Raw genomic sequence first — 24,064 nt, forward strand, 5'->3', positions numbered from 1 at the left:
ATTAATTAACGAAAAACCTTCTTGTAGAAGATGAAATATTTCTGATGTATACCAATTCGGTTCTGGCATTTCCCAAAGCAGAAATCACATCATAAAACTCGGTTTCTGAAGAGAAATAAGCCACATACACTCCCCCATTGAAATTCAGCTTTTCGAGATTAAAATCTTTGAAAACTTCCAATAATTTTTCGCGTGATTCCGGAGTATCAATTTCTATGATTAAATGGCTGTTTTCTGCGTTCTGAAGTTCAGAATTGTCTTTGTACTGACCATTTTTCAGAAAAATTACCTTATCCGAAACTTTTTCAACTTCATACAATTGCTGTGAACTCAAAATCAAGGCAATCGGATTGTTCACAGAATTGGCAATCGATTTTAAATCTTCCAGAATTACTTGTTGCGCCAAAACATCGAGATTTGCCAACGGTTCGTCGAGTAAAAGAATTTCAGGCTGTCTGAGAAGTGTTCTCGCCAGTTCGAAACGCATTTTGTAACCGGAAGAAAGCTCGCTCCACTTCAGATGCTTGTAATTCCACAATCCGAGACGGGCGATCATCATCAAAGTTCGTGTTTCATTTTCTTCAGGTTTTACGCCGTAATTTGAGAGAACAAATTTCAAATTATCCTTAAGACTTCCATACCATTTTTCGGTTCGCTGCGGAATATAAACCAGCTTTGTACGAAGATCATACTCATCTTTCGGCTCAACATTGAATGAGTAATTGAGTTCACCTTCATTAAAAGAAATTTCTTTAGCCAAAATTCTTAAAAGTGTCGTTTTCCCGTTTCCGTTCTCACCTACCAAACCATAAACCTGTCCTTTATTAATTTCCACAGAAACCGGACCCAACGAAAAGCGATTGCTTCCGTAAGATTTCAGAATATTTCTTGCCCGAAGCACAGATTTTTCCAGAGAATGTTCATGAACAGGAATTTTTTCGATTTTCTGAAGAAGGTTTTTTGATTTTTCAATGAGCTCTTCGGTGTAAGTCGGATACTTTTCTTTCCAGTCCGTCAATTCAATGGCTTCTTTATAAATTTGCATGTTTTGTGTATCCATAGCACAATCGAGAAGCTTTCTGAAACCCAGAACAGTATCTTTGTTGTCGAAGAAATGATAAACTTCGTTCACACGATGTTGATGTTTCGTCATTTGTTTTATTTAATAAATCTAATATAGATAAAATTCAAGAATAAATTATATCAATTCATAGAGAAAAATTTATTGATTATATTTGTTTAAATTTTAGTTTTAAAATGATTAAAAAATCGATCTTCGTTTTATCGTTTATTGTAAGTTCAATGATTGTTAATGCTCAGGAAACGATTCCTTTTCGATTAACCAAGCACAACAACATTATTGTAAAAACATTGGTGAATGACAAAGATTCTCTTCATCTGATGTTTCAGATTGCGATGGAAGATTGCTCTGTTTCACCTGAAAGAAACCGGAATGCAGATCATATAAAATTCACCGATGAATTGAGTGACGGAAATACTGTGCAAATCGGGAACAAAAAATATGAAAACATACGGTTTTTTGACAATGAATTTTCCGGTCACGAATCCGATGGGAAAATCGGAACAGGAATTTTTAAAGATAAATATTTTAAAATCGATTATGATAATAATCAGTTTGTAAGTTATGAAAAAGAGCCAGATCTGAAAGATTATCGGGCAATGAATCTTTTTATGAAAAACGGACAATACTTTATTGAAGCTGATGTCGTCATCGAAGATAAACAGCAGGAAGCTTATTTTCTTTTACAGTCGGGTTATTCGGGTGGACTGATTTTTAGCAACCAGTTTTCTGATGAGAATACATTAGATAAAAAACTGAAAATTACAGGTGAAAAATCATTAAAAAATTCCGCTGGTAAAACAATCACAACAAAACATGGAATCTTACCATTTTTTAAATTCGGAAATATTGTTCTGAAAAATGTTACAGCCGGATTTTTTACAGGAGAAATTAAAAATCAGAAGACCAATTATCTTGCTGCAGATGTGATGCGTAGATTCAACTGGATTTTTGATAAAGACAGAAAAACGGTTTATATAAAGAAGAGTAAATATTTTGATGAGCCATATTATAAAATTTTATAGATAAATTTTCAACTATCTTGTACTATCCTGCCCCATTAATTTTTACTATCTAATTTTTTTATACTTTTAAAAAGTTAGAAAATGATTAAAAATTAGAATACAATTTATTAAGATTGATTCTAAAAATGCAATGCGCAATCGATTAACCATTTTCTGAATTATAAAAATTTAGAAATTAACCCAATGAATAGTACCCATTCCGGAAACACTGTTTCTTCTGCTTCAAAAAAGAAAAACTATGGTCTTCCTCTGATTCTTATCACAAGCTTATTTTTCTTTTGGGGATTTATCCATAATCTTGATCCGATCTTGATTAAACATTTGAGAAGTGCCTTTCAACTGAATCATTTTCAGGCATCATTAGTCGATTCGTCTGTTTTTGCAGCGTACTTCTTATTAGCAATTCCAGCAGGAATGATTATTCAGAAATATGGTTATAAAACCGGGATTTTGGTTGGGCTATTCTTTTTTGCGGCAGGTTGTTTTTTGTTTATTCCCGCAGCCAACACGATTAGTTATCCATTTTTTCTCGGAGCGCTTTTTGTTTTGTCTTGCGGATTGGCTATTCTGGAAACAGCTGCCAATCCATACATTACCATTTTAGGTCCACCGGAAAAAGCGACTCAAAGATTAAACTTTGCGCAATCTTTCAATGGTTTAGCAGCTTCCATTGCTCCAATTATTGGCGGAGTTTTTATCTTGGCTGAAGAACCAAAATCACAGGAAGAGCTTTCAACATTGAGCGAAGCAGCAAAATTGGCTTACATTCAGACAGAAACATCATTGGTAAAAGGACCTTACCTAATTTTAGGATTGATTCTTCTATTGGTTATGATTTTATTTCTATTCATCAAACTACCTGAAGTAAAAGAAAGTGAAGAGAAATCAACTAAAAGTTTCCTACAGGTTTTAGGCGTGAAAAATGTCGGTTGGGGCGTTTTGGCTCAATTCTTTTATATCGGCGCACAGATTTATGTTTTCAGCTTTCTTTTGGTTTTTGCAGAAGATGCGATCAATATGGCTGGACAGGAAGCAAAATATTATGCAGGAGTTGCAGGATTATTATTTATGACCGGACGTTTTGCCGGAACATTTTTCATGAAATATATTTCTCCTCAAAAACTTTTAAGAATTTACAGCGTTATGAGTATTATTCTCAGTATTTGGGTTATCGCAGGAACAGGAATTTCAACACTGTATGCATTGGTTGGAATGACATTTTTCATGTCTATTATGTTCCCAACCATATTCGCATTGGGAATTGAGGGCGCAGGTTCAGATACAAAACCTGCTTCAAGTTTATTAATTATGTCAATTGTCGGAGGCGCAATTATTCCGCCTATTGCAAGTAAAATCACAGATATTTCAGGGAATATTCATCTATCCTATATTGTCCCTCTATTCTGTTTTATCATCGTGTTTTTATTTTCATTACGATTTAGAAATAAAACATCTGTACAATAAATAAAGAATAAAAGTATTTGGTCTTTGCTAAGCAGAGCGCCTTCGAACGAAAAATATGCAGAACAATAGTAAAAAAACTTTGCGCACTTAGCGTTTAAATGATATTAAAAAATGAGCAATTTAATTTTAAAAATAAATTCAAAAGACAATGTTTTAGTCGCTTTGCAGGATATTCCGGCAAATACTGAAATTATTTTTGAAGGAATCAAATACAAAACTTTAGAGGAAATTCCTGCCAAGCATAAATTCTTTATGAATAATATGAAAAACGGCGATGAGATTTTCATGTACGGTGTTTTGGTGGGTAAAGTTCAGTACGATTTGTCAGCCGGAACAAGGATGACAACCGACAATACAAAACACGCTGCCGAACCTTTTTATTACCGTGATGTCGATTATCATTGGACAAAACCTGATGTTTCAAAATTCATCAATAAAACTTTTAAAGGCTATCACCGTTCAAACGGCGATGTGGGAACAGCTAATTACTGGCTTTTTATTCCGACAGTTTTTTGTGAAAACCGAAATCTTGACATTATTAAAGAATCTCTTTACAATGAATTGGGTTATGCAGTTGATGAAAAGTATAAGAATTACACGCATCAATTGGTTGAAGCTATTTCGAAAGGAGAAAATATGGACGAGCTCGATTTTTCCCCATCCAATATTCCTAAAAAAGAACGAGTTTTTAAGAATGTAGACGGAATCAAGTTTCTCAACCATACAGGAGGTTGTGGTGGAACGAGGCAGGATGCGGATACTTTAAGCAAACTTTTAGCTTCGTATGCAGACCATCCTAATGTTGCAGGAGTAACATTGTTAAGTTTGGGTTGTCAACATCTTCAGATTGAAAATTTTAAGAAAGATTTATATAGTCGAAATCCAAATTTTGATAAACCTTTACTCGTTTTCGAACAGCAGAAAGCTGAAAGTGAAGAAATGATGATCAAAAAGGCCATTTTTGAAACCTTAAAAGGTCTTCTTGAAATTAATAAAATTGAACGGGAAGACGCACCGCTCAGCAAACTTTGTGTAGGCGTAAAATGTGGTGGAAGCGATGGTTTCAGCGGTATTTCAGCAAATCCAGCGGTAGGGCATTTGGCGGATATTCTCTCTGTTTTGGGAGCGAAAGTTTTGCTGGCGGAATTCCCAGAATTGTGTGGTGCTGAACAGGAATTAATCGACAGAGCGGTTGATCAGCCAACTGCCGAGAAATTCATTAAACTCATGACAGAATACGATGAATTGGCGCATGCCGTCGGTTCAGGATTTTACATGAATCCATCACCGGGAAATATCAAAGATGGTTTAATTACCGATGCTATCAAATCAGCAGGAGCCGCCAAAAAAGGAGGTTCATCCCCTGTTGTAGATGTTTTAGATTATACAGAACCTGCAACAAAACCGGGGTTAAGTCTCGTCTGTACGCCAGGAAATGATGTGGAAGCAACGACAGGAAAAGCAGCTTCAGGAGCAACTTTAATTTTATTTACAACTGGTTTGGGAACTCCGACAGGAAATCCCGTTTGTCCGGTGATTAAAGTGGCGACGAATACGGCTTTAGCGACGAGAATGTCGGATATTATCGATATTGATACGGGTGCAATTGTGCGGGGTGAAAAAACGATTCAGGAAATGGGGGAAGATATTTTAGACTTCTGTATTGAAGTGGCGAGTGGAAATATTATTCCTAAAGCTGTAGCGTTGAATCAGGATGATTTTATTCCCTGGAAAAGAGGGGTAAGTCTTTAGTTTTAAAGTAAAAGGTAAAAAGTAAAAAGAGCCAAGGTTGTTACACATCTCTTAAACATGAAAACAAACAAAAGTCTTTGTGGTCTTAGTTAAGTGAAACGCCTTTGCGAACTTAAAAACAATTAGTAGTCAAAAAATCTTAGCGTACTTTGCGTTAAAAAAAATAAATAAAAATGTTTTCATTAAAAAATAAAAAAGCAATTGTAACAGGCGGCGGAAGCGGAATCGGACAAGCCATTGCTGTCCAACTCGCAGCCAATGGTGCGGAAGTTCATATTATTGAAATCACAGAACAAAACGGACAGGAAACTCTGGGAAAAATACAATCTTCCGGGGGAAATGCAAAAGTTTATGCGTGTGATGTTTCAAAACAGAAAGATGTTTTGGCGGTTTTTGAAGAGATTGGAGCAATTAATATTCTTATCAATAACGCTGGAATTGCCCACATCGGAAAAGCAGATACAACTTCTGAAGAGGATTTTGACAGGATTTATAATGTCAATATTAAAGGAGTTTACAATTGTTTGTTCGCTGCGATTCCGCAGATTAGAAAATCTGGTGGTGGTGTGATTATTAATATGGCATCGATTGCGGCTTTGGTAGGAATTCCTGACCGTTTTGCATACAGCACGGCGAAAGGCGCGGTAAAGGCAATGACGATGAGTGTTGCGAAAGATTATATCAGTGAAAATATCAGATGTAATTCGATTTCCCCGGCAAGAGTTCATACGCCTTTTGTTGATGGATTTTTAAAGAATAATTATCCTGATAAAATTGAAGAAATGTTTGAAAAATTGTCGAAAACCCAACCGATCGGAAGAATGGCGCAACCAGAGGAAGTTGCTTCTTTAGCACTGTATTTGTGCAGTGATGAAGCTTCATTTATTACGGGTGTGGATTATCCTATTGATGGTGGTTTTACGACTTTAAATAATTAAAAAATAACTTACAGATTATTTTCTTTAACGCAATGTTCGAAGATTATAAATAAAACTGGCATAAAATCCGTTCGCAAGAGCACTTCGTTCAGCAAATGATAGCAAAGTGCCTTGGCTGAGTGAAATCGAAGGTTCGACGTAGTCAAACGCCTTTGCGAACGAAAAATATGCAAAACATTATTAAAAAAAATCTTAGCGCTCTTTGCGTTTAAATTAAATATTCAAAGACAATAAAATTTAAAAATGAAATTAATAAAATTCGGAAAACCGGGACAGGAAAAACCGGGAGTCATTATTGGTGATAAAAGATATGATGTTTCGCATTTGGTGAAGGATTATGATGAAAAGTTTTTTTCCGGCGATGCTATTGAAAATCTAAAAGCAGAAATTCATACCCAAAATCTGCCTGAAGTTTCGCAGGAAGAAAGATTGGGAGCGCCTTTGGCAAGACCTTCAAAGATTATCTGTGTTGGTTTGAATTACAAAGATCACGCAGAAGAAACCAATGCGCCGATTCCGCAGGAACCGATTTTGTTTTTTAAGGCGACTTCAGCGATTGTGGGTCCGAATGATGATTTAATTATCCCTAAAAACAGCGTAAAAACCGACTGGGAGGTGGAATTGGCTGTTGTTATCGGGAAAAAAGCGAGTTATGTTTCGGAAGAAAATGCTCTTGAACATGTGGCAGGATATGTTTTGCACAACGATTACAGTGAAAGAGAATTTCAGCTGGAAAGAAACGGGCAATGGGTAAAAGGAAAAAGCTGCGATACTTTTGCGCCGATCGGCCCTTTCATTGCGACGCCTGACGAAATTGAAGATATTCACAATCTACGTTTATGGCTGAAAGTGAATGGAGAAACTCTACAGGACGGAAATACATCCAATTTAATTTTCAATATCCCTTTTGTGGTGAGCTACATCAGTCAGTTTATGACGTTGCTTCCGGGCGACGTGATCACGACGGGAACGCCTGCAGGAGTCGGTTTGGGGCAAAAACCTGAGCCTTGGTATCTGAAATCGGGAGACGTTGTTGAATTGGGAATTGATGGTTTAGGAAGCAGTACACAGAAAGTAAAAGCATAAGACGAATGAAAAAATTCTGTCTTGCTTTAGATCTCGTTGATGATCCTGAATTGATCGCTGAGTACGAAAAATACCATCAAAATGTCTGGCCGGAAGTGAAGCAAAGTATTTTGGATTCGGGAATTAACAATATGGAAATTTATCGGGTACAAAACCGTTTGTTGATGCTGATTGAGGCGGATGACAGTTTTTCTTTTGAAGCTAAAAATGAAGCCGATAAAAACAATCCGAGAGTTCAGGAATGGGAAGAGCTGATGTGGAAATTTCAGCAGCAATTGCCCAATTCGAAGTATGGAGAAAAGTGGCAGTTGATGGATAAAATGTTTTCATTGTAATTCATTTTTTTAAACCACAAAAGTTTCAAAAGATAAAGTTTCAGAAAATAGAAGTTCAAAAGTTTACAAATGTAACCACCTTATCATAAATGGTTTTGCTAACTTTTAATTTTATAAACATCAGAATATCTTTTTAGTGCTTTTGTGGTAAATATTTAACAAAATTTAATCAAATGATTATAGATTCTCACGTACATTTTTGGGAATTTGATCCGGTTCGAGATGCCTGGATTACGGAAGAAATGTCTGCGATTAGAAGAGATTTTTCACCCGATGACTTTTCATTGTTTTTAAATGAAAATCAGATTAAAGGATGTATTGCGGTTCAGGCTGATCAAAGTGATGAAGAGACAAAGTTTCTGGTCAGTTTGGCTAAAGAAAACTCGTTCATCAAAGGAGTTGTGGGATGGATTGATTTAACTTCTGAGAAATTGGAAGAATCACTTCAAAACTATCAATCTGAAAAATTAATTAAAGGTTTTAGACATATTGCTGAAGGTGAAGAAACCTGTTTTTTATTACAAGAAAATGTTTTAGAAGGAATCTCAAAACTTCATCAATTTGATTATACTTTTGATATTTTATTAAGACAGGATCAGCTTTCTGACGCAGTAAAACTTTCGGAAATATTGCCCGATCAACCATTTATTCTGGATCATTGCGGAAAACCGGATTTGAAAACTAATGATCTAAAAGATTGGAAATCTAACATTTCCGAACTTGCCCAAAACCCCAATATATATTGCAAAGTTTCAGGACTTTTGACTCAGGGAAATTGGAATAGCATTGATGAAAAATCGATTTTTGAAACTTTGGATTTCATTTTCTTGCAATTTGGAATTAAACGTTTGGTTTTCGGAAGTGACTGGCCTGTGATGCTGTTGGGAGGAAATTATGCACTGTGGCTGAAAATAGTTTCAAAATATGTAAGTCAGTTTTCAAAGATAGAACAGGAACTTTTTTATTCTGGAAATGCAGTTAAATTTTACAAATTATAATTTTTTATTACCGCAAAAGTGACAAAAGATTAACACATAAGTTATTTTAAGTTTATCATTAGAGCGCTAATAAGAGTACATAAGTTTTAAAAACATTTCGTGTTCTTTGCTGAGTGAAATCGAAGATTCGACGTAGTCAAACGCCTTTGCGAACGAAAAATATGCAGAACAATATTAAAAAAATCTTTGCGCTCTTTGCGTTAAAAAAACATAATCCAAAATTATGAACTTAAATCTTAACCATAAAATAATCATCGTAAGCGGCGGTGCAAAAGGCATCGGAAATGGTATTGCTAAAGTTTTAGCGGAAGAAAAAGCTTTCCCAATTATTATTGGAAGAAATGAAGAAGACAACAAAAAAGCCATTCAGGAAATCCAGGATCTTGGAGGAAAAGCTGATTTTATTACCGCCGAACTTTCCCAATCCGAAGAATGCAAAAAAGCTATTGAAGAAGTCGTAAAAAAATACGGAAAAATTGAAGGTATCGTTAATAATGCCGGTGTAAATGATGGTGTTGGTTTGGAGAATGGTTCGTATGAGAAATTCATTGACTCTTATCATAAAAATGTGGTGCATTATTATCTTTTGGTGCATCATGCACTTCCCTATCTTAAGAAAAGCAAAGGTTCCATTTTAAATATCGGCAGCAAGACCGCAGAAACCGGACAGGGCGGAACTTCTGGTTATGCAGCTGCAAATGGGGCAAGAAATGCCTTAACAAGAGAATGGGCGGTTGAGCTTTTGCCTTACAGTATTCGTGTGAATGCCATTATTGTTGCTGAAGCATGGACTCCACTCTACCAATCGTGGATTTCGACTTTTGAAAATCCTGAAGAAAAACTAAAAAGTATTACATCAAAAATTCCTCTGGAAAATAGAATGACAACTTCAGAAGAAATTGCGAATATGGCTGCGTTTTTATTGTCTGAAAAATCTTCGCACACGACGGGACAGTTGATTCATGTGGATGGTGGATATGTGCATTTGGACAGAAGTTTGGGGTAATAAATCATTTTTAATTTTATTTAAGTTAAAAGAAATTTATAAATTTGTTTAAAACGAAAAGATGGAATCTGCTACATTAAAAAACATCAACAAAATTCTTAAAGACGCTCCAGAAAATATTTTGGAGAGAATTTTAGGTTATATTGAAGGAATTTTAGAAGAAGAAAATACTGATTTTAAACTTTCTGATGAGCAAAAAGAAAGTCTTCGTCAAATAAAAAAAAGATCCTACGAACAACATACTGAAATTGATACTTTTCTTAATGAAATGAGTTCAAAATATGGCATTTAAGATTATCATTTCTGATGAAGCAAAAGCAGATCTTGAACATTCCTATCTTTACTATAAAACAAAAGTCAATAAAAAAATCGCCGATAATTTTTTCAAAGATTTTAAATCTAGTTTAAATACTATTTCGAAGAATCCTTATTTTAAAATTTGGTTTGAAGATTTTCATGGAAAATTAATGAAGAAGTATCCTTTTCTGATATTTTACACTATTGATAAAAATGCTGGAATTATTGTCGTTTCAAGAGTTTTTCACACATCAAAAAATCCTGAAAAATATCCATAAAAAAAGCGGAAGAAAAATCTTCCGCTTCTACTTTATCTTAATCAAAAATTACATTGTTTCCATTTTGAAACTCATGCTTTCGATTACTTTTAGGATGGCTTCAACCGTATCCATTGATGTTAAACAAGGAACACCGTTTTCAACGCTCATTCTTCTGATCTGGAAACCGTCTCTTTCAGACTGCTTTCCTTTGGTCATTGTGTTGACAACATACTGAACTTTTCCTTTTTGAATTAAATCGATCAGATTGACATCTTCTTCGCCGATTTTGTATCCGATTTTGCATGGAATACCTTTTTCTTCGAAGAATTTTGCAGTACCTTCCGTTGCCCAGATTCTGAAACCAACTTCATGGAATCTTGATGCCAGATCAGCTGCCTCTTGCTTATGTTTATCAGCGACCGTGAACAAGATTGAACCGTGCATCGGAACTTTTCTTCCTGCCGCAACCAATCCTTTGTAAAGGGCTTTTTCCAAAGTTGTATCTTTACCCATAACCTCTCCTGTAGACTTCATTTCTGGACCTAAAGAGATGTCAACTTTCGTTAGTTTTGAGAAAGAGAACACAGGAACTTTTACGAAAACGCCTTCTTTATTTGGAACCAATCCGTTTTTGTATCCTAAATCTGTTAATTTCTGACCTAAAATTGCTTTTGTAGCCAAATTTGCCATCGGAACATCCGTGATTTTAGACAAGAAAGGTACTGTTCTGGATGAACGCGGATTTACTTCGATTACATATACATTTCCTTCGAAAAGAACGTACTGAATGTTCATTAAACCAATTACATTCAATCCTTTCGCTAATCTTTGAGTATAATCTACCAAAGTATCTACTTCACTTTGTGAAATATTTTGTGGAGGATACACTGCAATCGAGTCTCCGGAGTGCACTCCCGCTCTTTCGATGTGCTCCATAATTCCCGGAATGATTACCGTTTCACCGTCGCAGATCGCATCAACTTCAATTTCTTTTCCAACCATATATCTGTCGACCAAAACTGGGTGTTCCGGACTTGCATCTACCGCAAATTCCATATAATGAGCCAATTCGGCTTCCGTATAAACAATTTCCATGGCTCTACCTCCCAAAACGTAGCTTGGACGAACCAATACCGGATAACCGATTTCGTTGGCAATTTTTATCGCTTCTTCTTTTGAAGTCGAAGTTTTTCCTAAAGGCTGAGGAATCCCCATTTCCTGAAGGGCTTTTTCGAACTTATCTCTGTTTTCAGCTCTGTCAAGATCTTCCAGAGAAGTTCCCAAAATTTGGACTCCATAGGAAGCTAATTTATCTGCTAAGTTGATGGCTGTTTGTCCACCAAACTGAACTACAACACCTTTTGGTTTCTCAAGATCGATGATGCTCATCACATCTTCTTCCGTCAACGGTTCGAAGTATAATTTATCTGAAATTGAGAAGTCTGTGGAAACTGTCTCAGGATTGTTATTGATGATAATTGCTTCATAACCCATTTCTTTGATTGCCCAAACCGAGTGAACGGTTGCGTAATCAAACTCAACGCCCTGCCCGATTCTGATTGGTCCGGAACCTAAAACAACAATTTTTTCTTTTTCTGTAACCACAGATTCATTTTCTTCCTCGTAAGTTCCGTAAAAATAGGGCGTTTCGCTGGCAAATTCAGCAGCACAGGTATCAACCATTTTGTAAACAGGTACTACTCCGTTTTGTTTTCTGAAGTTATACACCTCACGCTGCGTGACTTCCCAAAGGTGAGCGATATTTAAATCTGCAAAACCTAATTTTTTAGCTTTAATTAAAGTTTCAAGATCAAATTTGTTATCGGCAATTATTTTTTCGAAATCAATTAATTTCTTGATTTTCCAGATGAAAAACTTGTCGATTTTACTCCATTCTACGATTTCTTCCCAATCGTAACCTCTTCTTAAAGCATCTCCGATGATAAACAATCTTTCGTCATCACAAACTCTGATTCTTCTTTCGATTTCTTCTGCCGTTAAAGCTTCTGCCTGCTTAGTTTTTAAACCAATATGTCTGATTCCAGTTTCCAGAGAACGGATGGCTTTCTGTAAAGACTCTTCGAAATTTCTTCCGATGGCCATTACTTCACCTGTTGCTTTCATCTGAGTTGATAATCTTCTGTCTGCCGTTTCGAATTTATCGAATGGGAATCTTGGGAATTTAGTAACCACATAATCCAAAGCCGGTTCAAAACAAGCGTAAGAAGTTCCTGTAACCGGATTCATGATTTCATCAAGCGTTAAACCAACCGCGATTTTTGCAGCAATCTTTGCAATCGGATAACCTGTTGCTTTCGATGCCAAAGCCGATGAACGTGAAACTCTCGGATTAACTTCGATGATGTAATAATCAAACGAATGCGGGTCTAAAGCCAACTGTACATTACAGCCACCTTCAATTCCTAATGCTCTGATGATTTTCAGTGAAGCGTTTCTCAGCATCTGATATTCTCTGTCAGAAAGCGTCTGAGAAGGCGCCACAACGATTGAGTCACCTGTGTGAACCCCCACCGGATCTATATTTTCCATGTTACAAACCACAATTGCATTGTCGTTTGCATCACGCATTACTTCGTATTCAATTTCTTTGAAACCCGCGATTGATCTTTCGATCAAACATTGTGTAACCGGACTGTATTTTAGACCTAATTCAGCGATTTCTTTTAATTCAGCTTCATTGGCGGCAATTCCACCACCTGTTCCCCCCATTGTAAAAGCAGGACGAACGATTACAGGATATCCGATTTCTTCAGCGAAATTTAATGCCCCTTCAACCGTATTTACGATGTCAGATTCAGGAACCGGTTCATTTAATTCTCTCATCAGTTCACGGAATAAATCTCTGTCTTCCGCTCTGTTGATTGCTGAAAGTTTTGTTCCTAAAACTTCTACCTTACATTCTTCAAGAATTCCTGATTTTTCCAATTCTACTGCCATATTCAGACCAGTCTGCCCTCCCAAAGTTGGTAAAAGTGCATCCGGACGCTCTTTTCTGATGATATGACTTACAAACTGAAGTGAAATCGGCTCGATATATACTTTATCTGCGATTTCAACATCCGTCATAATCGTTGCAGGATTTGAGTTGATCAAAATCACCTTGTAACCTTCTTCTCTCAAAGACAGACAAGCCTGAGTTCCTGCGTAATCAAATTCCGCCGCCTGACCGATAATAATTGGTCCTGAACCGATTACTAAAATTGTTTTTATATCTGTACGTTTTGCCATTTTTCTTTTTAATTAAATGCTTAAAGTTCGACTTTTAGCACTGTTTTTATTTTAGATTTAAATTTTACACATTGTCATTCCGAGGAATCGAGGAATCTGTTTTTATATTAGATTCTTCACTTCGCTTTCTGAACTACGTTCGTAAACTTTCAGTTTATGTTCTGAATGACAAACTAAGTGTCTTACTTTTTGAAGTTTTCCATTAATTCAATGAACTCATCAAATAAGTAGTTCGCATCTTCTGGACCTGGGCTTGCTTCCGGGTGATACTGAACTGAGAAACAAGGGTGAATTTTGTGCTTCAGACCTTCGTTTGTTCTGTCGTTCAATGCGATATGTGTTTCAATTAAATCTGTTCCTTTCAAACTTTCCTGATCAACTGCATAACCGTGGTTTTGAGAAGTGATTGCCACTTTATTTTTTTCTAAATCTAAAACCGGATGATTTCCTCCTCTGTGTCCGAATTTTAATTTGAACGTTTTTGCTCCACAAGCCAAACCGATCAATTGGTGTCCTAAACAGATTCCGAAAATTGGAACTTTTCCTAAGATCCCGTTAATCGTTTCAAGAGCATGTTGGTTATCTTCAGGATCTCCAGGACCGTTTGATAACATTACTCCGTCAGGATTCATCAGTAAAATCTCTTCTGCCGTTACATCCTGAGAAACCACCGTGATATCGCAATTTCTTTGAGATAATTCTCTGATAATTCCTAATTTAGAACCAAAATCAACCAAAACCACTTTCAAACCTCTTCCCGGATTTGCGTAAGGAGTTTTTGTAGAAACCTGCTCCACCTGATTGGTTGGGAAAGTAGTTGTTTTTAATTCTGAAACGACTGCGTTTTCATCAGCATCAGCGTTTACGATTTTCCCTTTCACTACTCCATGGTTACGAAGAATTCTTGTCAGTCTTCTTGTGTCGATTCCTGAAATTCCTGAAAGGTTTTTCTTTTTAAATAATTCATCTAAAGTAATCTGAGTACGGAAATTCGATGGCAAATCACAAAGTTCTTTTACGATAAGCCCTTTAATAGCCGGTTCAATACTCTCATAATCATCTCTATTAATCCCATAGTTTCCGATTAATGGATAGGTCATACACACAATCTGACCGCAATAAGACGGATCAGAAATCAGTTCCTGGTACCCTGTCATTCCGGTATTGAAAACCACTTCTCCTGCTGTTTCCAATTCTGCTCCGAAACCTTCTCCATGAAACACTTCACCGGACTCCAGTATTAACTTTTTCTTCATTTTAAACTTTTATCTCTTATTATTTTGTTATTAACAGGTCGCCCCTACAGGGCTTTTTGGATTATTTTATCCATTTTATTCCATTGGCTTTACCCATGGCTATTGACAGGTCGCCTTTACAAGGCTTTCTTCTTTGTTTCCATGGTTTTCACCCACGGCTATTGTTGTTTGACCCTTTCGGGTCGGCTGAATACTTGATTCTTTTTACTTTTAACTTGGCTCTCTTTTTGGTTCTTATTTAAAAGTATACCCTTCTTTTTCCAAGGCCTCTTTTAAAATTGCCATTCTTGCGAAAACGCCGTTCTGCATTTGTTTGAAAACTCTTGAACGTTCGCATTCTACTAAATCCGTATCAATTTCTACTCCTCTGTTTATTGGAGCCGGATGCATGATGATGGCTTCTTTTTTCATGGCTTTTTCTCTTTCTTTCGTCAAACCATATTTTTTGTGGTATTCCGAAGCGGAGAAACTCATTTTTGCATCGTGTCTTTCGTGTTGTATTCTTAGTAACATAAGAACATCGACTTCTTTAATTAATTCATCAACATTTAAGTATGTTCCGTTGATCAGAGCGCCTTCATCAAACCACTGTTCCGGCCCTGAGAAATATACTTTTGCGCCCAATCTTCTCAACGCTTCCGCATTTGAATTGGCTACACGGCTGTGTTTTACATCTCCTACAATTCCCACTTTTAAGCCTTCAAACTTTCCGAATTCCTGATAAATTGTCATTAAATCCAGCATACATTGAGATGGATGGTTTCCTGTTCCGTCTCCTCCGTTGATTACAGGGATTTTAATATTTTTTAATTCATCAAAATATCTGTCTTTTTTATCTCTGATTACGACAAGATTTACTCCAAGGCTTTCGATGGTTTTTACCGTATCATATAAACTTTCACCTTTGTTTACCGAACTGTGAGATGCATCAAAAGGAACAACCTGCAACCCCAATTTTCTTTCGGCAATATCAAAACTTGTTTTCGTTCTTGTACTGTCTTCGAAGAAAAGATTTGAACAAAAAACTTCTCCTTCAATTTTAGCCGTTTTTCCGTTGGCAAAAGCCAGTGCTTCTGTTACTATACTATTGATTCTCTCGGTGCTAAGTTCTGTAATCGTAAACATAATATCTTAATTTTTGAACATAAAAAAAGCGAAGAAAATATCTTCGCTTAAAATAAATAAATATCGTAAAGGGCGTCTACGCCCGGTAATTCTAATGATATAAATACTGTGTTATTCATTAGGTGCAAAGATACAACAATTTTACAAACTGACAAAACCAAAATTTTAAATAAATTAAAAATCTCAATCAATACCCAATTTTCATTTTTAAATATTATTTTTGTTAAAACTCAACTTCTCTATATGGATTTAAAAGATAAAATGATTCTCAGCATTATTCAGGAAGATTCTACTTATTCTGTAAAAGAAATTTCAGAAAAGATTGGTCTTACCTTTACTCCTACTTATGAACGTATCAAACAGCTGGAGAAACAGGGAATCATTGAAAAATACGTAGGTCTTCTGAATCGTGAAAAACTGGGTTTAAATATTGTTGTTTACTGCAACGTACGTCTGAAAGAGCAATCCAAAAAAGTTCTGGAAACTTTCGAGAAAAACATCATGCAACACGATGAAGTTCAGGAAATAATAAGTCTTTCCGGCGAATACGATTATATGCTTAAAATTATCGCTAAAGACATTAATTCTTATAATGATTTTACGGTAAATGTTATTTCAAATATTCCTAATATCGGGCAATATCACAGTTCTATTGTGCTTCATGAGGTGAAAAAATCTACTAAGTTTAAGATTGATTTAGCTTAATTTTTTATTTAAATCAAAACATTTAGCTTAATAATTTAAAGATGCTTCGACGGAGCTCGGCATGACACCGCTACAAATAAATCGCTAATAAAAACAGATAGTATTAGAGATGTCATGCTGAGATTGTCGAAGCATCTAAGAAAGTTTTAAGTTTAAAATATCAACCCAATAATTTATTCTTCAATTTATTAAACTGATATTCAATTTTATCTAAACACAAATTCCCAATACTTCCCTGATGGGTATGATTTAAGTTTTCAATTTCAAAATCAAACTCATTTTTTTCAATCTCCTGTCCTACCTTTATATATGCATCGCGGAATGAGTTTCCGTTTTTCACCTCTTCATTAATTTTTTCTACACTGAAAAGATATTTATACTTTTCATCTTCCAAAATTCCATCTTTCACTTGAATATTCGGTAAAGTATAGCTTAAAATTTCAAGACATTCTTTCAAAGAATCGATAGCAGGAAACAGAATTTCCTTCGTCAGCTGCATATCCCGATGATATCCTGACGGAAGATTATTCGTCAACAAAATAAATTCATTCGGTAACGACTGAATTCTGTTGCAACGTGCACGAACCAATTCAAAAATATCCGGATTTTTCTTGTGAGGCATAATGCTGCTTCCTGTTGTAAACTCTTTAGGAAAGCTGATGAAATCAAAATTCTGACTTAAATATAAACAAACATCATAGGCAAATTTCCCTAATGTTCCCGCCAAAGTCGCCATTGCCATTGATAACATTTTTTCCGACTTTCCACGCGTCATTTGAGCATACACTGAATTATAATTCATCGACTGAAAACCTAAATTATACGTCGTACTCTCACGGTCGATCGGAAAAGATGAGCCATAACCTGCCGCCGATCCTAATGGATTTTTATTAATGATATTTTTAACCGAAAATAGCATTTCAACATCATCCAACAACGCTTCTGCATAGGCTCCAAACCATAATCCAAATGATGAAGGCATTGCAATCTGTAAATGCGTATATCCAGGAAGCAAAACATTTTTATGCTGTTCCGCTAATTTGATTAATATCTGAAAGAATTCATCAGTCAAAGCTGTAATTTCACGGATTTCATCAACTAAATACAGTTTTATATCCAATAAAACCTGATCATTTCTTGAACGAGCAGTATGAATTTTCTTTCCTGTATCGCCTAATTTTTCAATTAAAATCGATTCAATTTGAGAATGAATATCTTCTGCATTTTTATCGATCTCAAAAGTCCCATTTTTGATATCTTCTAAAATCTCCGCTAAAACAGATAACATCTGCTTTGATTCTTCGTTGGAAATAATTCCAACTTCTGCCAACATTTTACAGTGCGCCATTGAACCTTTGACATCGTATTTTGCCAAACGCTCATCAAAATCAAGATCTTTTCCGACTGTAAATGTATTGACTAATATATTGGTGGCATTATCGTTTTTTTGCCATATTTTTTTCATAAAATTTCTTTTTTTGTTGGAAGATGGAAGCTGGGTGTTGGAAGTTTACTACCAGCTGCTTTATCTTCTCTTATTATTTGATTTTGCCATTCCGACGAAGGAGGAATCTATTTTTATCTTTAAAAAGATTCTTCATTCCACTGCGTTCCGTTCTGAATGACATAAATGAATATTTTTTATTATATATTTTTCTTTTGTCTTGAAACAAAAGAAACAAAAATTCAAGACTGGAAACTTCCGCTAAAAAATATTTTTATTCTCTAAAAATCCCAAAATTCGTGCGAATTGAATATTGGTTCTTCGATTCAATATTTGTCTCGCACTCAAACAGTGGGATTTTCTTAACGTTCATAAAACTATTTTTCTTAACGCTCCATTTTCCTAAGTCGATATTTTTACGCTTCATAGACTTCCATCATCCATCTCCCCGCTTCCAGCCTATAAAACCTTCTCTAAGATCTTAATATAAACATCAATTCCCTCTTCTATTTCCTTTATGTATATGTATTCATCTGCCGTGTGAGAGCGTGTGCTGTCGCCGGGACCGATCTTCACCGATGTACAAGGAATAATTGCCTGATCAGATGAAGTTGGCGAACCGTAAGTTGTCCTGCCGATTTCCAGACCTGCTTTTATAAACGGATGATCCATTTCGATTTTTGAAGAATTTAACCTAAAAGATCTTGCCGTTAAAGTTGATTTCATCTGTGATTGAATGATTTCAAACGCCTCTTCATTAGAATATTCATCCGTAACCCTAACATCTAAAGTGAAAGCACATGATTCAGGAACTACGTTATGCTGAACTCCGGCATGAATTCCCGACAACGTAACTTTAACTTCACCTAAATAATCCGAAACTTTTGGAAATTTAAAGCTTAAAATTTGCTGCAAATCTTCCATACATTTTACAATTGAGTTATCGTTATTCGGATGAGCGGCGTGAGAAGGAGTACCTTTCATTTCTCCATCAATAACCAAAAGTCCTTTTTCCGCGACTGCCAGATTCATCTGCGTTGGTTCTCCTACAATGGCAAGTTCGATATTGGGTAGTTGGGGAAATAAAGCTTCAATTCCGTCAAAACCTGAAATCTCCTCCTCTGCCGTCAAAGCAACAACTAAATTATATTTTAAATCTTCTTTATCATAAAAATGCAAAAAAACCTGCGTCATAGAAACCAGAGAAGCCCCAGCATCATTACTTCCCAATCCGAACAGCTTTCCATCCTTTTCAATTGCTAAAAAAGGATCTAAAGTATACGCTTTATTAGGTTTTACGGTGTCGTGATGCGTATTCAGCAAAATTGATGGTTTGAAAACGTCGAAATTTTTATTCACCGCCCAGATGTTATTTTTAAAACGTTTAGTAGGAATATTGTTCTTTTTAAAAAAGTTTTCAATTTCCACAGACGTATTAAATTCATCTTTGCTGAATGACGGAATTTCAATCAGTTTTTTCAACAAATCCACTGCGTTATTCAGTAATTCTTCTTTACTATAAACAGATTTCAGTTCCTGCATGATGGTTTTCTATATGGTTTTTCAATTCGGTTTCTTTGATTAAGAATACCTTATTTACATTATTTTTTACGGCTCCAAGAGCGTTTTCCAGCTTGGGTAAAATTCCTTTGTGAAGTTTTCCTTCATTTTTTAAAACAGAAAATTCTCCTTCAGAAATATTTTTTATAACAGATTCAGGATTTTCGACATCCTCCAAAACTCCTGATTTATCAAAACAATACAACAATTCAACATCATATTTGGAAGATAAAGCCTGAGCAATCATGGAAGCAATCGTGTCCGCATTGGTATTGAAAAGATTACCTTTTTTATCGTGTGTGATTGCTGAAAAAACCGGAACGAGTTTAAGCTTAATCAATTTTGAGATCAATTTCTTGTTGACACTTTTCTTCTCAATATCTCCCACAAATCCGAAATCTATTTCTGCATGTTCTCTCTTTGTAGCTTTAATTAAATTCGCATCAGCTCCCGAAAAACCTATTGCCTTACATTTTTTTTGCTGAAGTTTAGCCACAATATTTTTGTTGATCCCTCCCGCATATACCATCGCCACAATATCCAACGTATCTTTATCTGTGATTCTTCTTCCGTTGACCATTTTTTGTTCAACGCCCAGTTTATCAGCCAATGTGGTTGCTAATTTTCCGCCTCCGTGAACTAAAATTTTCTTTTCTTTAATTTCAGAAAACTGCTCCAGAAATTCATTCAATAATTCTTCATCATCGATTAATGCTCCACCGATTTTTATGATGTATAATTTATTTTTCATTGCAAACCTTTTTTGAAAACCTTATAGGTTTTTGAAACCTATGAGGTTTAGTTATTAAGAATTCAATTCATCTAAAATTTCAGAGAAGACAGCCTGAGCCGAGAAAATTCGGTTTTTTGCCTGCTGATAAATGATGGAATTCTCACCATCCATTACTTCGTCGCTCAATTCTACATTTCGACGAACCGGAAGACAGTGCATCACTTTTCCCTGATTGGTATTGGTCAATTTTTCATTCGTCAGCATCCAGTTTTCTTTCACTTCGGGCATTGCTGCGTAATCATCAAAAGACGACCAGTTTTTTACATAAATAAAATCTGCATCTTTCAACGCTTCATCCTGATTGTGAATTACTTTTACATCTTTCGTAAAGTTTTTATCTAAATCATAACCTTCAGGATTGGCGATTACGAATTCAACATCCATTTCCTGCATCCATTCTGCGAAAGAATTTCCTACCGCATGAGCGATCGGTTTTATGTGAGGTGCCCAGGTTAAAACTACTTTTGGTTTACGGTTTACACTGAGCTTGTCGAAGTGTCCCAAGTTTTCGGTAATCGTGATACAATCAGCCAAGCTTTGCAGAGGGTGACGTGTTGCAGATTCCAGAGAAATAACCGGAACTTTCGCATGTTGTTCAAACTGGCTTAATATACTTTCGTTAACATCATCTTCCTTGCTTTTCATTCCTGCAAAACAACGAACTGCGATGATATCACAATATTGATTTAATACTTCAATAGCATCTTTGATATGCTCAACCGTATCACCGTTCATGACGGCTCCGTCTGCGAATTCCAAGTTCCAGGCTTCCTGTGCTGCATTTAACGTTAAAATATTTAATCCTAAATTTTGTGCAGCAATCTGACTGCTTAAACGTGTTCTTAAACTTGAATTTAAAAATACAAGTCCGATTGTTTTTCCTTTTCCTTTATCGGTTTCCAAAAGAGGATTTTCTTTAATTTCTAAAGCTTTTTTTATAATTTGCTGTAAGTTTGAAACATCGCTTACAGAGGTGAATTTTTTCATTTGATAATTTTTATTTTTTCAATGGACAAATGGAATATCCATTTCATTTTGAATTGATTTTAAAGATTTTTTATCTTACATATTATCTGAGTTTTTAACGCTAGGGTCGCCAAGTTTTTTTTTAATTAAACTTGAAAATATTTTTCGTTCGCAATGGCGTTTCACTCAGCAATCGAAAGCCTCGTTTGTCATTCTGACGAAGGAAGAATCTATTAATATTATGAAAAGAGATTCTTCACCCCACTTTGTTTCGTTCTGAATGACAGACCGTGTAACTTTCACAGATTAAATCTGCTCCAATACTTCTTTTAAAGCACCAATGAATAGATCGGTTTCTTCTTTTTTAATGTTAAGCGCCGGAAGAATCCTCAACACAGCCTTATCATTGGAGTTTCCTGTGAAAATATGATGATTGTACAACAGGCTGTTCCTCACTTCTGAACAATCCCTGTCGAGTTCAATTCCAATCATCAGGCCTTTCCTTCGAATCGTTTTAATATGTGGAAAATCTTTAATTTTATTTTCAATATACTCGCCCATTTCCCGAGCATTTTCGATGAGATTTTCATCTTTCATCACATCTAGAACTGCAATTGCCGCTACACAAGCTAAGTGATTTCCTCCGAAAGTTGTTCCCAGCAAACCGTTGCTTGCCTGAAATTTTGGCTGAATCAATACACCACCAATTGGGAAGCCATTCCCCATTCCTTTTGCTGTAGTTACAATATCTGCTTCAATTCCGAATTCCTGATAGGCAAAGAAATATCCGCTTCTTCCGTAGCCTGACTGAACTTCATCCAAAATCAATACAACATTATGCTTTTCACATAATTCTTTGATTTTAGTTAAAAATTCAACCGTTGGAATCATAATTCCGCCAACTCCCTGAATTCCTTCAATAATGACAGATGAAATTTCGCTTCCCTGTTTTTCAAAAATTGCTTCAAGTTGCTCGATGTTATTCCATTCAGATTTAATGAATCTTTCATCATAGTTTACCGGAGCTACAATTTTCGGATTGTCTGTCACAGAAACTGCTGCCGAAGTTCTTCCATGAAATGAACCTGAGAAATACAGCACTTTCTTTTTTCCATTGTGAAAAGAAGCCAGTTTTAAAGCATTTTCGTTTGCTTCAGCTCCTGAATTACATAAAAACAAATTGTAATCTTCCAATCCTGAAAGTTTTCCTAGTTTTTCAGCCAATTCAGTCTGCAATTCATTCTGAACCGAGTTTGAATAGAAAGATATTTTATCTAACTGTTCTTTTAATTGAGTTTGATAATGCGGATGGTTGTGCCCGATAGAAATAACGGCATGACCTCCATAAAAATCAAGATATTTTTCTCCTTTATCGTCCCAAAGAAATGATCCCTGAGCTTTTACCGGATTTATGTTAAATAATGGATATACGTTGAATAAATTCATTTTTTTTCTAATTGATAGTTTTTGGTTGATAGTTGCTGGTTTTGAATAGCTATATCTTTATTTTTTTATTAATTTCTTTTGTCTTAAAACAAAAGAAACAAAAGTTCAAGACTGGAAACTTCCGCTAAAAAATATTTTTGTTCTCTAAAAATTCTAAAACTTGCGCGAATTTGACATTTGTTCTTCGGTTCGAACAGTAGAATTTTCTTAACGTTCACAAAACTATTTTTCTTAACGCTCCATTTTCCTAGGTCGGATTATTGTCCGTTTTAAAATGCAATCGGTTTTAAATTCAATCCTAAATTCTCTTCCCAACCCATTGCAATATTCATATTTTGAACGGCTTGTCCGGAAGCTCCTTTCAACAAATTGTCAATCGCTGAGTGAATAACTGCGACATTTCCACTCTTTTCTATATGAATCACACAGCGATTGGTGTTGACAACCTGTTTTAAATCAATTGCTTTCTCGCTTACATTTACAAAAGGCTCATCTGCATAAAAATCCCTAAACAATTGATTGATAGCTGAAAGTTCTAAATCTGTTTTCACCGTGGAACTCGTAAAAATTCCTCTAGCAAAATCACCTCTCCATGGAACAAAATTCAGACTTATTTCATTCGTATTAAAAGAAATTAACTGCTGTAAGATCTCATCTACATGTTGATGTGTCAAAGTTTTATATGCTGAAATATTATCGTTTCTCCAAGTAAAATGCGTCGTTGGCTGCAAAGACTGACCTGCACCTGTTGAACCTGTAATTCCCGTTGTGTAAACTTCATTCAACAAACCTTTTTGAGCTAATGGAAGCAAAGCCAGTTGAATCGCTGTCGCAAAACATCCCGGATTTGCAATACTTTTTGCTCCTAAAAGTTGTTTTTTGTTGATTTCAGGCAAACCGTAGATAAAATTTCTGTTTCCAAAATTTCCTTCTAAACGAAAATCATTTCCTAAATCGATGACCAACGTTTCATCTTTTACAGCATTTTGAGTCAGCCAATTCTGGCTTTCTTTGTGAGGAAGACATAAAAACAAAATGTCCACTTCTTCAGACTGATCTGTTAAAACCATTTCACAAACCGTCGATAAATCCGGATACAAATCTGAAATTTTTGTCCCCGAATTTGAACGACTATATAAAAAACTCAATGACACATTGGGATGAAAAGCCAGCAAACGAACCAATTCGCTTCCTGTATAACCGTTGGCACCGATGATTCCTGCTGTTCTTATTTCTTTTTGATTAATCTCAATCATTTTTATATTTGTTTTGATAGGA

General features: G+C 35.6%; 21 protein-coding genes. 11 read left to right on the forward strand and 10 right to left on the reverse strand.

The window, feature by feature from the left end; genetic code table 11:
• Position 1: 1 nt before the first annotated feature.
• Complete coding sequence (locus tag BM371_RS12345; protein ID WP_034673557.1) at positions 2 to 1,153, reverse strand: ABC transporter ATP-binding protein; 1,152 nt, start codon at positions 1,151 to 1,153, stop codon at positions 2 to 4.
• 104 nt (positions 1,154 to 1,257) lie between these two features.
• Here BM371_RS12345 and BM371_RS12350 point away from each other — a divergent pair, with 104 nt between their 5' ends.
• From BM371_RS12350 to BM371_RS12395, 10 genes are all read left to right on the forward strand, one after another.
• Positions 1,258 to 2,106, forward strand: coding sequence for a hypothetical protein (locus tag BM371_RS12350; protein ID WP_051882563.1), 849 nt, complete (start codon positions 1,258 to 1,260; stop codon positions 2,104 to 2,106).
• 183 nt (positions 2,107 to 2,289) lie between these two features.
• Positions 2,290 to 3,570 (forward strand): L-fucose:H+ symporter permease, encoded by a 1,281-nt coding sequence (gene fucP / locus BM371_RS12355; protein WP_051882561.1) that lies wholly within the window; start codon positions 2,290 to 2,292, stop codon positions 3,568 to 3,570.
• 111 nt (positions 3,571 to 3,681) lie between these two features.
• Positions 3,682 to 5,322, forward strand: a complete 1,641-nt coding sequence (locus BM371_RS12360) for a UxaA family hydrolase (RefSeq protein WP_034673555.1) — start codon at positions 3,682 to 3,684, stop codon at positions 5,320 to 5,322.
• A 173-nt stretch (positions 5,323 to 5,495) separates the two neighbouring features.
• A complete protein-coding gene (locus tag BM371_RS12365) occupies positions 5,496 to 6,260 on the forward strand; it encodes an SDR family NAD(P)-dependent oxidoreductase (RefSeq protein WP_034673553.1) in 765 nt (254 codons plus the stop codon).
• 243 nt (positions 6,261 to 6,503) lie between these two features.
• Entirely contained in the window at positions 6,504 to 7,346 is an 843-nt protein-coding gene (locus BM371_RS12370) for a fumarylacetoacetate hydrolase family protein (protein ID WP_034673552.1), read from the forward strand.
• Positions 7,347 to 7,351: 5 nt separating this feature from the next.
• Positions 7,352 to 7,681 carry an L-rhamnose mutarotase gene (locus tag BM371_RS12375; protein WP_034673550.1) on the forward strand — a complete coding sequence of 110 codons (330 nt, stop codon included), beginning with the start codon at positions 7,352 to 7,354 and terminating at the stop codon, positions 7,679 to 7,681.
• 173 nt (positions 7,682 to 7,854) lie between these two features.
• Complete coding sequence (locus BM371_RS12380) at positions 7,855 to 8,679, forward strand: amidohydrolase family protein (RefSeq protein ID WP_051882560.1); 825 nt, start codon at positions 7,855 to 7,857, stop codon at positions 8,677 to 8,679.
• Positions 8,680 to 8,902: 223 nt separating this feature from the next.
• Entirely contained in the window at positions 8,903 to 9,685 is a 783-nt protein-coding gene (locus BM371_RS12385) for an L-fucose dehydrogenase (RefSeq protein WP_034673549.1), read from the forward strand.
• Positions 9,686 to 9,746: 61 nt separating this feature from the next.
• Positions 9,747 to 9,977 carry a hypothetical protein gene (locus tag BM371_RS12390; protein ID WP_034673547.1) on the forward strand — a complete coding sequence of 77 codons (231 nt, stop codon included), beginning with the start codon at positions 9,747 to 9,749 and terminating at the stop codon, positions 9,975 to 9,977.
• Positions 9,967 to 10,260 carry a type II toxin-antitoxin system RelE/ParE family toxin gene (locus BM371_RS12395; protein ID WP_034673545.1) on the forward strand — a complete coding sequence of 98 codons (294 nt, stop codon included), beginning with the start codon at positions 9,967 to 9,969 and terminating at the stop codon, positions 10,258 to 10,260. Before BM371_RS12390 ends, BM371_RS12395 begins: the two co-directional genes overlap by 11 nt.
• A gap of 48 nt (positions 10,261 to 10,308) precedes the next feature.
• On the opposite strand, the gene carB is transcribed toward BM371_RS12395, so the two are convergent.
• From carB to BM371_RS12410, 3 genes are all read right to left on the reverse strand, one after another.
• Positions 10,309 to 13,491 (reverse strand): carbamoyl-phosphate synthase large subunit, encoded by a 3,183-nt coding sequence (gene carB, locus BM371_RS12400; RefSeq protein ID WP_034673544.1) that lies wholly within the window; start codon positions 13,489 to 13,491, stop codon positions 10,309 to 10,311.
• 182 nt (positions 13,492 to 13,673) lie between these two features.
• Positions 13,674 to 14,747, reverse strand: a complete 1,074-nt coding sequence (locus tag BM371_RS12405) for a carbamoyl phosphate synthase small subunit (protein ID WP_034673542.1) — start codon at positions 14,745 to 14,747, stop codon at positions 13,674 to 13,676.
• A gap of 234 nt (positions 14,748 to 14,981) precedes the next feature.
• A complete protein-coding gene (locus BM371_RS12410; protein ID WP_034673541.1) occupies positions 14,982 to 15,872 on the reverse strand; it encodes an aspartate carbamoyltransferase catalytic subunit in 891 nt (296 codons plus the stop codon).
• 243 nt (positions 15,873 to 16,115) lie between these two features.
• On the opposite strand from BM371_RS12410, the gene BM371_RS12415 reads away from it, so the two are divergent.
• On the forward strand, positions 16,116 to 16,577 hold the full coding sequence (locus BM371_RS12415) for an Lrp/AsnC family transcriptional regulator (protein WP_034673539.1): 462 nt from the start codon (positions 16,116 to 16,118) through the stop codon (positions 16,575 to 16,577).
• A gap of 160 nt (positions 16,578 to 16,737) precedes the next feature.
• On the opposite strand, the gene argH is transcribed toward BM371_RS12415, so the two are convergent.
• From argH to argC, 6 genes are all read right to left on the reverse strand, one after another.
• Positions 16,738 to 18,042: an argininosuccinate lyase gene (gene argH, locus BM371_RS12420; protein ID WP_051882558.1), complete on the reverse strand. Its 1,305-nt coding sequence runs from the start codon at positions 18,040 to 18,042 to the stop codon at positions 16,738 to 16,740.
• A gap of 438 nt (positions 18,043 to 18,480) precedes the next feature.
• A complete protein-coding gene (locus BM371_RS12425) occupies positions 18,481 to 19,563 on the reverse strand; it encodes a M20 family metallo-hydrolase (RefSeq protein WP_034673538.1) in 1,083 nt (360 codons plus the stop codon).
• Positions 19,538 to 20,332 (reverse strand): acetylglutamate kinase, encoded by a 795-nt coding sequence (gene argB / locus BM371_RS12430; RefSeq protein WP_034673536.1) that lies wholly within the window; start codon positions 20,330 to 20,332, stop codon positions 19,538 to 19,540. The genes BM371_RS12425 and argB overlap by 26 nt, the downstream gene beginning before the upstream one ends.
• Before the next feature lie 54 nt (positions 20,333 to 20,386).
• Positions 20,387 to 21,361 (reverse strand): N-acetylornithine carbamoyltransferase, encoded by a 975-nt coding sequence (locus BM371_RS12435; RefSeq protein WP_034673534.1) that lies wholly within the window; start codon positions 21,359 to 21,361, stop codon positions 20,387 to 20,389.
• A gap of 285 nt (positions 21,362 to 21,646) precedes the next feature.
• The gene (locus BM371_RS12440) at positions 21,647 to 22,786 is read right to left on the reverse strand and encodes an aspartate aminotransferase family protein (RefSeq protein ID WP_034673533.1); all 1,140 of its coding nucleotides are present in this window, start codon (positions 22,784 to 22,786) and stop codon (positions 21,647 to 21,649) included.
• A 269-nt stretch (positions 22,787 to 23,055) separates the two neighbouring features.
• Complete coding sequence (gene argC / locus BM371_RS12445; protein ID WP_034673531.1) at positions 23,056 to 24,042, reverse strand: N-acetyl-gamma-glutamyl-phosphate reductase; 987 nt, start codon at positions 24,040 to 24,042, stop codon at positions 23,056 to 23,058.
• Positions 24,043 to 24,064: the final 22 nt, after the last annotated feature.

The organism is Chryseobacterium formosense (genome assembly GCF_900116415.1).
In the GTDB taxonomy this organism is placed as follows: domain Bacteria; phylum Bacteroidota; class Bacteroidia; order Flavobacteriales; family Weeksellaceae; genus Chryseobacterium; species Chryseobacterium formosense.